We start from the raw sequence: 13,874 nt of genomic DNA on the forward strand, positions 1-13,874 counted from the left end.
AAAACCGAACCTGACTACTGAATGTATGATTACATTTACTTGCGATTTCTCACCATATCCAGGAAATACTCATGCAGGCGAACATCATCTGTCAATTCCGGATGAAAAGCGGCCACCAACAGATTGTCTTGTTTGGCTGACACAATTCGGTCCTGGTGCTTGGCCAAAACCTCTACACCGTTTCCAACGTCCACAATATGCGGCGCGCGGATAAAAACGGCCCGATACGGTTCTCCCTCAATACCTTTAATCGAAAGGTCTGTTTCAAAGCTTTCCCGCTGTCGGCCAAACGAATTGCGGTTCGCCAATATATCCATCACACCTAAATGAGCCGAATCCTGCCCTTCAATCCGATTCGCCATCAGAATCAAACCGGCGCATGTTCCAAACAGAGGCGTTCCCTGTTTCGCCATCTCGCGAATCGGCTCCATCAAACCGTATTGATTCATTAGTTTTCCGATTGTCGTACTTTCCCCGCCGGGCAACACCAATCCGTCAAGCCCTTCCAGTTCATCCGGGCGTTTGATCGTTACGACCTGATCGGCGCCCGCCTGCTGCAGACTTTTTACGTGTTCAAATACGGCGCCCTGTAAAGCCAAAACCCCTATTTTCATGAAAGAACAGGCCTCCTACCAGCCGCGTTCTGCCATGCGTTGATCTGCTGTCAAAGTGGAAAGTTCAATCCCTTTCATCGCCGTACCCAGATTTTTCGAAAGTTCGCCAATCAGCTTGTAATCGGTGTAATGTGTGGTTGCTTCCACGATCGCTTTGGCAAACTTGGCCGGGTTATCCGATTTGAAGATACCGGAACCCACGAACACACCGTCTGAACCCAGATGCATCATCAATGCCGCATCTGCCGGAGTGGCTACGCCGCCTGCCGCAAAATTGACAACCGGCAGTTTGCCCAATTTTTTCACTTCCAGCAGCAGTTCAACCGGCGCTCCGAGATTTTTCGCTTCAAACACCAATTCGTCTTCCGACATATTTTGAACTTTGCGGATTTGCGCCTGCATGGTGCGCTGATGCTTAACCGCTTCGACAATGTTGCCTGTACCCGGTTCGCCCTTCGTGCGGATCATCGAAGCGCCCTCCGCAATACGCCGCAGCGCTTCTCCCAGATCCCGCGCGCCACATACAAACGGTACCGTAAACTCTTTTTTGTTGATGTGGAACTTGTCGTCCGCCGGCGTCAAAACTTCCGACTCGTCAATATAGTCCACACCAAGCGCTTCCAAAACTTTGGCTTCCACATAATGACCGATACGAGCTTTCGCCATCACCGGAATCGAAACAGCTTTCATTACTTCTTCCACAATCGTCGGGTCAGCCATACGGGCAACTCCCCCGGCTGCACGTATATCTGCAGGCACGCGTTCCAGTGCCATAACGGCCACTGCGCCCGCCTCTTCCGCTATTTTAGCTTGTTCCGCATTCACAACGTCCATGATGACGCCGCCTTTTTGCATTTCCGCCATGCCACGTTTGACTCGGGAGGTACCTACTTCCATTCTATCCCCACTCCTCGCAAGCTTATAAATTTCATGCATACTATTTTAGCGTACCCTGTTATACAGAACAACATTTTTGTTTGAAAGAAAAAACCAGGGGTGATCCAGACCGGATCATTCCTGGTTCTTCAATTGATTTTCCTGCTCTTCCTCTCTCTTCATACGCCGCAAGAAAGCCCGAAACATAAAGAATCCGCCTGGAAGCAGAATAAAGATCAAAAAACCGTTTAATGCCATCCACCATACGGGATTGATTCCATTACCCATTGGTACTCACCTTTTCTTCCGTGTAATCAATGTGATCAGATCAACCCTTTGATACTGGTCCACAGGTTACGAAATAACAACCGAAACCAACTTCCCCGTTCCACATCCTGTGTGACCACCAGATCGACTGAATTTAACACTTGGCCATTTTGCACTTTTTGCATCTGCCCCACGACCTGCCCCTTTTTCAATGGAGCTTCCACATTGTTCCAAACATATTTTGTTTCAATTCCCTGATCTTGTCCTTTTCTTATTGTCAAATAAAAATCTTTCGCAGGCGCTACTTCCACTTGCTCGTTAACTGCGGTTTTAATCAGCGCTTTATCGGGAAGCGGTTTATCTTTTCCCGCCACCAACTGGGACGTAAAGTTGTTATACCCGAAATCTAGCAATTTAATGGTATCCAGCTGCCTTTCCTGATCATCTTTTGCCCCTAAAATGATGCCCATCAGTTGATACCCGTTGCGGTCCACCGTACTCACCAAACAATTGCCCGCTTCATCAGTAAACCCTGTTTTTAACCCGTTCATACCTTCATACTTGCCAATCAGATGATTCGTGTTTTCAATTACATTTTTTCCGTTGCGAATCTCAAACTTTTGAATGGAAGTGTACTTGTAAATTTGCGGGAATTCTGTGACCAGCTGTTTGGCGACAATGGCCAAATCAGATGCAGTCGTATAATGATTCGGGTCATGCAATCCGTCCGGATTGGCAAAATGGGTGTTTTTCATGCCCAACTGCTGTGCTTTGTCATTCATCATTTTAACGAACGCTTGTTGACTGCCCCCTATAAAAACGGCAGTGGCGACTGCCGCATCATTGCCGGAAGGAACCGAAATGAATTTGATCATATCATCCAATGTCCATTTTTCTTTTGGATCCAACCAAACGCTTGACCCTTCCACGTTATAAGCCTCTAAAGGAACCGGGACGATATCTGTAAGCTTTTTCTCACCCTTTTGCACGGCTTCCATGATTAAAAGCAGATCCATAATTTTGGTTGTGCTTGCCGGATACCGCTTTTCATTTTCATTTTTCGCATATAATACTTGACCGGACTTCAGATCAATTAACATTGCAGCCGGTGCCTGTACGAGGTTGGCTTCCGCCGCCTTTGCCGGCATCGCAAAGGAATACAAGGCAGTTGATGCAGCAATTGAAAAAACAGCCGCCGTCTGCAATACTCTTCTCACCCAAGTTTGTTTCTGCTTCATGCTTGTCTCCTTTCTACCAGTTGAAACCAGTATAACATACGGAAGAACGGCAAAAAAGACGAGGAAGTCTCCTCGTCTTCGTTCATCTCTCGCCTGCTGGATTATAGGCTGTAATTTGGCGCTTCTTTTGTAATTTGAACATCATGCGGGTGGCTTTCGCGCAGTCCGGCCGCTGTTATGCGAATGAATTTCGTATTGTTCTTAAGTTCTTCAATCGTTTGGGCGCCACAATAACCCATTCCTGCCCGGATGCCGCCGATCAACTGGTAAATAATTTCGGCAACCGCTCCCCGGTAAGGAACCCGGCCCTCAATTCCTTCCGGTACCAATTTCTGTTCCCCTTCTTGGAAATACCGGTCTCCCGACCCCTCTTTCATCGCTCCGATCGATCCCATCCCGCGGTACACCTTAAACGAACGCCCCTGGAAAATTTCCATATCGCCAGGACTTTCTTCCGTGCCTGCCAAGAGGGACCCGATCATCACCACATCAGCTCCCGCCGCAATCGCCTTGACGATATCGCCAGAGTATTTGATACCGCCGTCCGCAATGATCGGAATGTTATATTCACGGGCGACCGTAGCACAATCATAAACAGCCGTGATTTGAGGAACCCCTATTCCCGCTACGACCCGTGTTGTACAAATCGATCCCGGTCCAATACCCACTTTCACGGCGCTGGCTCCCGCCTCGATCAAATCCCTTGTCGCTTCGCCGGTTGCAACGTTTCCTGCCACAATTTCCAGGTTCGGATACCGGTTGCGCAGTTCCCTGACTGTTCGCAAAACACCGGCTGAATGACCATGCGCCGTATCCACCACAACCAGATCGACACCATGATTGATCAGCGCTTCCGCTCTTTCGAATGTGTCCTTTGTAACACCGAGTGCCGCTCCACACAACAATCTGCCCTGTTGATCTTTCGCCGCATTCGGATATTTTTCCGCTTTTTCAATATCCTTGATGGTGATTAAACCGCGCAGAATATATTGTGAATCCACCAACGGCAATTTCTCGACCTTGTGCTGCTGAAGAAGTTGCTTTGCATCTTCCAGCGTAGTTCCAACCGGGGCTGTGACCAGGTTTTCTTTTGTCATAACCTCTTTGATTTTACGCCGATAATTCTGTTCAAACCGTAAATCACGATTGGTTAAGATACCTACCAACCGTCTCTCTCCGTCCACGATTGGAACGCCGGAAATGCGGTATTTCGCCATAAGTGCTTCTGCATCATAGATATGGTCGTCAGGTGTCAGAAAGACCGGATCGGTGATCACTCCTGATTCGGAGCGCTTCACTTTATCGACTTCTTCCGCCTGTTCTGCGATTGACATATTTTTATGAATGATCCCGATGCCACCTTCTCTGGCCATCGCAATTGCCATTTTCGCTTCCGTGACGGTATCCATCCCCGCCGATACGATAGGTACATTCAGTGTAATCTTGTTTGTGATGCGACTGTTAATTTTGACATCGCGCGGCAGAATTTCCGACTTTTGCGGTATCAATAACACGTCATCAAATGTCAAACCCTGTTTTGCAAATTTGTCTTCCCACATCGTGTATACCCCCTCTTCTGCATAGTTTCCCTCTTGCCCGTAGATATTATGGCTAGTTTACACAAATACGGACAAAATGGTCAATCCACTTTTTTAGAACAGACAATGTACCGCAGCGAAGGGGGTTCTCTCGTATGGTGAAAGTCACCCGACTCCGCACAGAGGAGCCTTATCGTAAAATGTGGGACACGTTTGTGTATTTTGAGAATGAGCAGACAGCGAGCCGCTATTTGCGTGAACGATATGAAAAAATCGGCCTGCCCGATCCGCAGCGATCCGCCTATTTGGCCACACCCAAACTGATTTTCGGGATCAAACAAGCCCGTCAATACTACCGGGCGGCAGAATCATGCGACATTATGACAAAACCGCTTTTGCTGTATTACGGAATGATGAGTCTGGCGCGAGCGTTCATCGCATCCTGTGATCCCGACTATCCGTCAAACACAAGCGTTTTGAAACACGGATTGTCAACTCGCAAACTGAAACGGGATTCTTATCAATTTATGGAAGATGAAATCCGCATTCAAAAAGACGGGCTGTTTATCGTCCTTCACCAACTGCTTGGCGGAAGTCCTTTTTCAGACAAGCAGAAAGTGTATATTAAAAATCTGCTAGCTGTCATACCGGAACTGGCTGACGGGTATCAACGCCTGTACGGGCTGCCGTCCGTTTGTGAACTTCACACGCGACAGACAGAAAATAAAACCTATTGGGATTTGCCAAGATGGTTGCTGCAGGCCGCCAATCATACACGCGAAGAGTTTTTATCACTGCTCAACCGTATGTCCGGCAATTCGTACAACCTGCCGAAGGACATCTTTCAATTGGCAGAAAGCGACCCTCCCGGTCGTCTTCACGTCTATCACTTGAGTCCGGTCACGTTTCACCCGTTGCTCATTTACGATTTCTATGGCCAGTCCTATATCCGATATCCGTTGGCTGACGATACTGTGATTCCAGAGATCAGCCTGCATTTCATGGTGATGTTTGTGTTGGGAATGCTCTGCCGGTATGAAACGGAACGATGGGGCGAAATGATTTTATCCTACTACTCGCAGGATGTGTATTTAATAAATGAATTTTTGAATATATCCATGCGAAAGTTTCCCAATCTGATATTAAACGAACTGTTTGGGGAGCAATATATATTTTACAACGCATAGGAGGGATAAGATGATTCATCCAATCGTGTCTGAAGTGCATCATGAATTACAACGGATCGTCCGGACAGACAGTCCGTCCCTCCAAAGAATCGTTGATTATTTTTTGCAGCAAAGAGGAATGGGCATCCGTCCACTGCTCGTTTTTCTATGCGGCGAGATCGTCTCAGCCCCCAAACAAAATCTGCTGGATCTTGCGGCTGCGACTGAACTGCTGCACATGGCATCGTTAGTGCATGACGATATTGTTGATCAAACGGCAATCCGCCGGAATCAACCGTCCGTGCATCATCGTTTTGGAGAAGGGGCGGCTGTCCTGTTGGGCGATTATTTTTTTGGGAAGCTGTTAAAAGTAATTTCTTCCTATCCGCCTGTTCTTGCCGAGTTCTCCGAAACGATTGAAAGTTTGGTCGCCGGAGAGTTTATGCAAATCGATCAACAAGGCAATTCCCTCCTGTCACAAGCTGATTATTTGCAAAGAATTTACGCCAAAACAGCTCGATTCATTTCCAGTTGCTGTAAAATTGGCTGTTTGCTGGTAGATGTTCCTCCGGCTGCTCAATCTCTCGCGGAGTACGGATATAACCTCGGCATGGCCTATCAAATCATTGATGATTTGCAAGATGTGATCGGCGATCCGAACTTGATCGGAAAACCGGTCTTACAGGATCTGTCGCGAGGAATTTATACGCTTCCTTATCTGCATTCCCTGCATCAGACACCGAGTGAACCGGCAAACCGGTCAACTGTTTTGATTTCCCCGGAAGCGATTCTTTATACGAAAAAAACAGCAGCTTCTTACATCAGCAAATCGATTGATGCCCTGACCGCATTCAAACCATCGGAAACCAAAACACAACTGATTCACTTCGCCCTCCAACAGCAACAAAAACTTGACAATTTACAGGAGGAATCTTGTTATGCTCCTACGCTCCATTAAAGGACTTTTTACTTTAATTCGCATCGTGCCGGTACTTTCATGGAGTTTTTGCGCCATTCTCCTTTCCGTCGGTTTTGCCATACATGATCGGCACGGCTTAGGATCCCTTCCCTGGATCGCGATTTGCCTCCTGCTGCTGGGTGCTTTGACTTTACAGGGGATTGTAGCGCATGCGCTTAACGACCGGACCGATTGGCGTTCCGGCACCGATCAGAAATCTCCCGGCATTTTATCAGGCGGCAGCAAAGTAATCAGGAAGGGGTTTTATAGCGAAACACAATTGCTGGTCGTTGGGATTTTGGGGATTTTACTGGCCATTGGGCTCGGGGTATATTTACAATCTTTGACTGCGCATTCGGTGTGGATTTTTATACTGGTCGGTATCTGGTCAGCCTGGTCCTACTCCAGTTACCCGTTTCGCCTGTCCTATTATCCGTTTCTCGGTGAATGGCTGGCTGCCTTTCCTGCCATGGCAGCCTGTACGCTGGGTACCTACTATATCCTGACCGGCTCCGTTTCAGTTCCTGTCATTTGGGCGGCCATCATTCACTCGCTGCTCTGTGTCGGATGGCTGATGCAGCATCATACCAGCGACATTGATGCAGACTGGGAAGCTGTCCCGCAAAAAATCACGACGGTCGCCTGGATTGCTTCCCGTGTTGGAAAATCGGCTGTGCCAAATCTGACCGCCTCTTATTTTCTGCTGGCCACATTTGTCAGCATATTGGCCACTTTGGCTGTTCACAAAATTTTTATCCTGTCTGTGTTGTGCAGCTTGCTGGGGGCCAGTTCGGCACGCCAAACAAACCCGTTTAACATAGCCAACATCACATTCAACCAGGTAAAAATGATCTTGCTGACGTTGATCCACGCACTGCTTTTGTTTGGGTTTGAAATTGTTACACGCTGAAATGAAAAGGCTGCCCGATTTGCTTTTGTCCCTAAAGAATCAGCATTCGGTACAGCCTTCCAACTTATTCCTATTCGTCTTCTTCCTCATCAATGCTCGACAAAACCCGAGCAACCGTGGATACTTCTTCGTCTTCCTTAACCGAAATCAGTTTTACACCCTGCGTATAGCGCCCCAACTCGGAAATTTCGTTAATCCGCAGGCGAATTACAACACCGGAGTTCGTAATAATCATCAGGTCTTCTTCCGGTGATACAACCTTTAGTCCTACCACATGACCGTTTTTCTCCGTTACATTTAGCGTTTTGATTCCTTTACCGCCTCTTGATTGCAGTCGGTAATCGGTTTCGACCGTACGCTTGCCGTATCCCCGTGATGTAACGGCAAGAATATCCCACCCGGGGACGATGATGTCCATATCAATCACAACATCGTCTTTGCCAAGCGTGATTCCTTTCACTCCTGTTGCGGTTCGGCCCATCGCACGCACATCATTTTCATTGAAACGGATCGACATACCGTTTCTTGTACCCATGATGATTTGGCGGTTTCCGTCGGTCAGGCGTACACCGATCAGCTCATCATCCTCCCGAATGTTTAAAGCGATCAAGCCACCTTTTCGGATGTTTGCGAATTCAGCCAGGGAAGTCTTTTTGACAACCCCATGGCGTGTCGCCATGAACAAATACTGACCTTCTGCAAACTCCTTGACCGGAATCACCGCTGAGACAATCTCTCCCTGTTCAATATTCAACAGGTTTATAATCGGCGTCCCTTTCGCGGCACGGCCAAATTCCGGCACCTCATACGCTTTCAAACGGTATACCTTTCCTTTATTCGTAAAGAATAAGATATAGTTGTGGGACGAGGTAGTAAACAGATGCTCAACAAAATCCTCTTCCTTCGTTCCCATCGCGGTCACCCCGCGGCCGCCGCGCCGTTGACTTTTATACGTGTTGGCAGGCAAACGCTTGACATATCCGGCGTGTGTGATGGTAACCACCACATCTTCCTGCGGGATAAGGTCTTCCATATCAATTTCGCCTTCAGCCGCTATGATTTGGGTACGTCTTTCATCGCCCAAACGTTCCTTTATTTCGGTAATTTCTTCCCGAATGACGCCCATCAAGACCGATTCATCCGCCAAAATTTCTCTCAAGCGGGCGATCAACTTGAGAAGTTCATTGTATTCTTCTTCGATTTTATCCCGTTCCAAACCGGTCAAACGACGCAGCCTCATATCCAGGATCGCTTGCGCCTGTTCGTTGCTGAGACCGAATTTTTCCATCAAACCGTTACGGGCATCCTCGTCCGTCTTTGAGGCGCGGATCAAAGCGATCACTTCATCAATATGATCAAGCGCGATTCGCAATCCTTCCAAAATGTGAGCACGCGCTTCCGCTTTTTTCAGATCGAATTGCGTACGACGTCTGATGACCTCTTTTTGGTGTTCCAGATAATGAAAAATCATGTCCCGCAAATTGAGAACTTTCGGTTCCCCATTTACAAGAGCCAGTGCGTTGACGCCAAATGACGTTTGCAGCGGAGTCTGTTTAAATAAATTGTTTAGCACCACTTGCGGTTTCACGTCTCTGCGCAATTCAATCACGACGCGAATTCCATTACGGTTTGACTCATCGCGAAGATCCGTAATCCCGTCAATTTGCTTTTCGCGAACCAGTTCCGCGATTCGTTCGACAAGTCTCGCTTTGTTCACCTGATAAGGAACTTCTTTCACAATAATCTGCGCTTTGCCGCTTTTTGTTTCTTCAATTTCGGTGACAGCCCGCATGATAACGGAACCCCTGCCCGTCTCAAACGCTTTGCGGATGCCATCGCGGCCAAGTATCAAGGCACCTGTCGGAAAATCCGGTCCCTTCACAACTGTCATCAAATCGCTGACCGTGACAGCCGGATTCTCAATCATCATCAGTACCCCATCAATCACTTCCCGTAAATTGTGGGGCGGAATATTGGTGGCCATTCCAACCGCAATGCCGGACGATCCATTCACCAGCAAATTTGGATAACGGGAAGGCAAAACGAGCGGTTCTTTTTCGTTGCCGTCATAGTTGGGTCCGAAATCAACCGTTTCTTTGTTAATATCACGAAGTAGCTCCAGCGCTGTTTGCGACATCCGCGATTCGGTATAACGCATGGCAGCCGCCGAATCGCCGTCGATCGAACCGAAGTTGCCGTGTCCGTCGACCAACAGATAGCGGGTAGAAAAGTCCTGCGCCATCCGAACTAACGAATCGTATACGGACGAATCGCCGTGCGGATGATATTTACCGAGCACGTCACCCACGATCCGTGCCGATTTTCTATACGGTTTATCCGGCGTATTGCCCGCCTCAAACATCGCAAATAAGATACGGCGATGCACCGGCTTCAGTCCGTCGCGCACATCCGGAATTGCACGGCTGACAATGACGCTCATTGCGTAATCCAGAAATGAATTGCGCAGTTCTGTCCCTAGGTCAATCGGTAAGACTTTGCCTGTTTCCGGCATTCCATTCCCTCCAAGGTCGCGTTAAACATATTCCTGTGCCTCGGTACAAATGCTTTTCCGGGGCCCCCGGAAAGTACCCGGTGTTTGCTCCAAAGCTTTTCGTCACTTTCTGGGGTTTTAGATATCCAGATTGCGGACAAATTTGGCGTTTTCTTCGATGAATTCACGACGGGGCTCGACACGCTCGCCCATTAACTTATCAAAAATCATATCCGCTTCTGCCGCATCTTCCGCCGATACCTGAAGCAGCGTGCGATGTTCCGGGTCCATTGTGGTCTCCCACAATTGGTCGGCGTTCATCTCTCCGAGACCTTTGTACCGTTGAATATTAATCCCGTTACGGCCCATTTCAGATAAAATCCGTTCCAGTTCTTTGTCATTGTATGCATACACGATCTGCCGACCTTTTGTGATCTTATAAAGCGGCGGTTGCGCGATATAAATAAATCCTTGATCAACCAGTTGACGCATAAATCGATAGAAGAACGTAAGAAGCAGGATACGGATATGGGAACCGTCTACATCGGCGTCTGTCATAATCACGATTTTGTGGTAACGCGCTTTGCTGATATCAAAATCTTCTCCAATGCCTGTTCCTATGGCTGTGATAATGGCTCGAATTTCCGCGTTGGAAAGGATTTTATCGAGACGGGCTTTCTCTACATTGAGAATTTTCCCGCGCAAAGGCAAAATCGCTTGGAATTTGCTGTCACGGCCTTGTTTAGCCGATCCTCCCGCCGAATCTCCCTCCACAATATAAATTTCGGATATCGAAGCATCACGCGACATACAATCTGCCAGCTTACCCGGTAAGGACCCAACTTCAAGCGCGCTTTTCCGCCGTGTTAAATCCCGCGCTTTTCTGGCTGCTTCCCTTGCTCTCGCTGCCATAAGCGCTTTCTCGACAATCTTTTTGCCGACTGCCGGATTTTCGTTCAAGAAATCTGTAAATTTTTCACTGAACAATGTCTGTACGATACCGCGAACTTCCGAATTCCCCAATTTTGTCTTCGTCTGGCCTTCAAATTGCGGTTCCGGAATCTTAACGGAAATGACAGCAGTCAACCCTTCCTGCACATCATCCCCGTCCAATTTCGTATCGTCTTTCAACAAATTCATCCGTTTCCCGTAATCGTTAATAACACGAGTCAGGGCCGTTTTAAACCCGACTTCGTGCGTTCCACCCTCATGCGTATTGATGTTGTTTGCAAAAGAGTAAATGCTGCTTGCAAATCCGTCATTGTACTGAAGCGCTACCTCGGCTATAATGCCGTCTTTTTCGCCGCCGACAAAGACAGGTTCATGAAGAGTTTCCCGATTTTGATTTAAGTATTCGACAAATGAACGGATACCGCCCTCATAATGAAAAGTTTGCTGCTTGTCATTCCGTTCATCAGTCAGTTTGATGGAAATTCCGCCGTTCAAAAATGCCAACTCGCGCAAACGAGATTGCAGCGTATCATAGCTGAATTCAAGCGTCTCCCGGAATATCTCCGGATCGGGCTTAAATGTGATGGTGGTTCCTGTCTCATTCGTTTCCCCGATCACTTCGAGAGGAGAAACGGTTTTTCCCCGTTCAAACTTTTGTCTATGGATTTTTCCTTCCCGCTTCACTTCCGCCACCAAATATTCGGAAAGAGCGTTCACAACAGAAGAACCCACACCGTGCAGTCCACCTGACACTTTGTATCCTTCTCCGCCAAATTTGCCACCGGCGTGAAGAACTGTAAGAACCACTTCCACAGTTGGAATTCCCATTTTAGGATGGATTCCAACCGGTATACCACTTCCGTTGTCGCTGACGGTCACACTGTTATCCGGATGGATTGTGACGTTAATTTTATCGCAACGTCCCGCGAGCGCTTCGTCAATACTATTGTCGACAATCTCCCAAACCAGATGATGCAAGCCGCGAGCGCTTGTCGATCCGATGTACATACCCGGACGCTTTCGAACGGCCTCGAGACCTTCCAAAACCTGAATCTGAGACTCGTCATAAACGTGCGTCTCCTGCGTCATTCAAGTCCCTCCGATTCCTTTAATGCCTATAAATTTTACCATACGCCCCGATCTAAACGCAAAAAAAACAGGATTCCAACATCCTGACCCCTCAAAACAGGATTCCATATCCTGACCGCCTAGTTTATTTTTCGTCAAGTTCCGCCACAAACCCTGCTCTTTTTTTCAATGTTAGGGAAGAAATGGGAGAAAAATACACATTTTTATCTGTCACGACGAATGATTTGCTTTCATTTTCATCGATCACAATTACAAAACCCTCTTCTTCGGCAACGTTTAAAAATTCTTTTGTACTTTCTGCCAAATCTTTCGTTTTGGTTTCAAAAATGGCAATCACTTCCCGACTTGGCACCATTACGTCGCCACCCAAATGAATAAACATCCGGCTGCCCCCTTTACATTTTCTCAATCGTTCCTTGCGAAACCCTGTATACGACCGCTTTTTCCCGCATCATCTCATCTAACCCGTATGTCATTGTGGTGGTAATTAAAGTTTGTACTTTTTGCCCCATACTTTCCAAAAGATGCAGCTGCCTCATTTCATCCAATTCAGACAATACGTCATCTAACAGCAGTACCGGGTATTCCCCCACCTCTTGCCGAATCAGTTCGATTTCTGCCAGCTTCATTGACAGGGCGGCCGTTCGCTGTTGCCCTTGTGAACCGTAAACCTGAACATTTTTGCTGTCAATTTGAACTTCGATATCATCCCGATGAGGGCCTGTCGAAGTAATGCCTCTCCGGAAATCTTCCTTTCGCCTGGCAACCAGTTGTTGTCGAAAATATTCCTTCACTGCTTCAAGCGAGCGTCCATTTTCCAGCAAAACGCACTGGTAGGACAATTCCAACGACTCTTTTTCGGAGGTGATCTGGCGATGGATCTCCGCCGCATGCATTTGTAATTTATGGACAAACTCGACCCGTTTTGTCACTATCCGGCTGCCGTATTCGACCAACTGATCATCCCATACGGAAAGCATTTCTGACAACCGGGAGTCAAGCGATTCTGCGTCTTTCAAAAGATTGTTTCGCTGCTGCAAAACCCGTTGATACTGAACCAGGTTATGTAAGTACTGTGGGTTAATTTGCCCGAGTTCAACATCCAAAAATTTCCTGCGGGTTTGTGGAGCGCCCTTTACGAGTTGAAGATCTTCAGGTGCAAATAAAACCACATTCAAATGACCGATAAAATCGCTGATTCTCCGTTTTTCAATTTGATTGACACGAACCTTTTTACCGCGATTTAAGATTTTCAGGTTCAATTCATACGTTCTTTGCTGCCGTACTACCTGACCCGTAACGGAAGCAAATTCTTCCCCCCAGCGGATCATTTCGGAATCACGACCCGCCCGGTGCGATTTGGCCAGCGAAAGCATCAGAATACTTTCCAGAATATTTGTTTTCCCCTGTGCATTTTGACCAACCAGAATCGTAATATAGGGAGAAAGTGTCAAGGACAGATGAGCATAATTCCGGAAATTCACAGCTTCAAGACTCTGCAAAATCATCTTAGTGACTGCGGGTCAGGACCAATCGTCCGTTTCCCTCCACCTCGACAATATCGCCTTCCCGAAGTTTTCGCCCGCGCCTGTTTTCCGGTTGCCCATTCACCAGAATTTTCGTTTCCTGCAGGAAAGCTTTCACTTCCCCACCGGAACCGATAATATCGGCATGTTTCAATAATTGCCCTAATGTGATTTCATCCGAATAGATGCTCACTTGCCTCAATACAGATGGCCTCCTTCAAAAGAATCAGACAGCAATTCCACATACAAT

General features: G+C 47.5%; 13 protein-coding genes. 3 read left to right on the forward strand and 10 right to left on the reverse strand.

The features are described 5' to 3' along the window. Positions 1 to 35: 35 nt before the first annotated feature. The 5 genes from pdxT to guaB form a co-directional block, all read right to left on the reverse strand. The gene (pdxT, locus tag skT53_RS12575) at positions 36 to 614 is read right to left on the reverse strand and encodes a pyridoxal 5'-phosphate synthase glutaminase subunit PdxT (protein ID WP_200757456.1); all 579 of its coding nucleotides are present in this window, start codon (positions 612 to 614) and stop codon (positions 36 to 38) included. A gap of 15 nt (positions 615 to 629) precedes the next feature. Further along, positions 630 to 1,511, reverse strand: a complete 882-nt coding sequence (gene pdxS / locus skT53_RS12580) for a pyridoxal 5'-phosphate synthase lyase subunit PdxS (RefSeq protein ID WP_200757458.1) — start codon at positions 1,509 to 1,511, stop codon at positions 630 to 632. A gap of 114 nt (positions 1,512 to 1,625) precedes the next feature. Beyond that, positions 1,626 to 1,778: a hypothetical protein gene (locus skT53_RS12585; protein ID WP_200757460.1), complete on the reverse strand. Its 153-nt coding sequence runs from the start codon at positions 1,776 to 1,778 to the stop codon at positions 1,626 to 1,628. Between the two features lie 35 nt (positions 1,779 to 1,813). Continuing rightward, complete coding sequence (locus skT53_RS12590) at positions 1,814 to 2,995, reverse strand: D-alanyl-D-alanine carboxypeptidase family protein (protein WP_200757462.1); 1,182 nt, start codon at positions 2,993 to 2,995, stop codon at positions 1,814 to 1,816. 101 nt (positions 2,996 to 3,096) lie between these two features. Beyond that, on the reverse strand, positions 3,097 to 4,554 hold the full coding sequence (guaB, locus tag skT53_RS12595; RefSeq protein WP_200757464.1) for an IMP dehydrogenase: 1,458 nt from the start codon (positions 4,552 to 4,554) through the stop codon (positions 3,097 to 3,099). A gap of 134 nt (positions 4,555 to 4,688) precedes the next feature. Here guaB and skT53_RS12600 point away from each other — a divergent pair, with 134 nt between their 5' ends. The 3 genes from skT53_RS12600 to skT53_RS12610 are packed head-to-tail and all read left to right on the forward strand — an operon-like array spanning position 4,689 to position 7,567. After that, positions 4,689 to 5,720 (forward strand): YaaC family protein, encoded by a 1,032-nt coding sequence (locus skT53_RS12600; protein WP_200757466.1) that lies wholly within the window; start codon positions 4,689 to 4,691, stop codon positions 5,718 to 5,720. Positions 5,721 to 5,730: 10 nt separating this feature from the next. Then, positions 5,731 to 6,657 (forward strand): polyprenyl synthetase family protein, encoded by a 927-nt coding sequence (locus skT53_RS12605; protein ID WP_200757468.1) that lies wholly within the window; start codon positions 5,731 to 5,733, stop codon positions 6,655 to 6,657. Beyond that, the gene (locus tag skT53_RS12610; RefSeq protein WP_200757471.1) at positions 6,638 to 7,567 is read left to right on the forward strand and encodes a prenyltransferase; all 930 of its coding nucleotides are present in this window, start codon (positions 6,638 to 6,640) and stop codon (positions 7,565 to 7,567) included. Before skT53_RS12605 ends, skT53_RS12610 begins: the two co-directional genes overlap by 20 nt. 70 nt (positions 7,568 to 7,637) lie before the next feature. On the opposite strand, the gene gyrA is transcribed toward skT53_RS12610, so the two are convergent. The 5 genes from gyrA to yaaA all read right to left on the reverse strand — a co-directional run bounded on the left by gyrA (position 7,638) and on the right by yaaA (position 13,826). Next, positions 7,638 to 10,079 (reverse strand): DNA gyrase subunit A, encoded by a 2,442-nt coding sequence (gene gyrA, locus skT53_RS12615; RefSeq protein ID WP_200757473.1) that lies wholly within the window; start codon positions 10,077 to 10,079, stop codon positions 7,638 to 7,640. A 117-nt stretch (positions 10,080 to 10,196) separates the two neighbouring features. Beyond that, positions 10,197 to 12,098 carry a DNA topoisomerase (ATP-hydrolyzing) subunit B gene (gyrB, locus tag skT53_RS12620; protein WP_200757475.1) on the reverse strand — a complete coding sequence of 634 codons (1,902 nt, stop codon included), beginning with the start codon at positions 12,096 to 12,098 and terminating at the stop codon, positions 10,197 to 10,199. Between the two features lie 124 nt (positions 12,099 to 12,222). Further along, positions 12,223 to 12,480, reverse strand: a complete 258-nt coding sequence (gene remB, locus skT53_RS12625) for an extracellular matrix regulator RemB (RefSeq protein ID WP_200757477.1) — start codon at positions 12,478 to 12,480, stop codon at positions 12,223 to 12,225. A 13-nt stretch (positions 12,481 to 12,493) separates the two neighbouring features. Next, positions 12,494 to 13,606: a DNA replication/repair protein RecF gene (recF, locus tag skT53_RS12630; protein WP_200757479.1), complete on the reverse strand. Its 1,113-nt coding sequence runs from the start codon at positions 13,604 to 13,606 to the stop codon at positions 12,494 to 12,496. Position 13,607: 1 nt separating this feature from the next. Continuing rightward, positions 13,608 to 13,826, reverse strand: a complete 219-nt coding sequence (gene yaaA, locus skT53_RS12635) for a S4 domain-containing protein YaaA (protein WP_200757481.1) — start codon at positions 13,824 to 13,826, stop codon at positions 13,608 to 13,610. Positions 13,827 to 13,874 lie beyond the last annotated feature (48 nt).

The sequence above is a fragment of the Effusibacillus dendaii genome, assembly GCF_015097055.1.
GTDB classification, from domain to species: domain Bacteria; phylum Bacillota; class Bacilli; order Tumebacillales; family Effusibacillaceae; genus Effusibacillus; species Effusibacillus dendaii.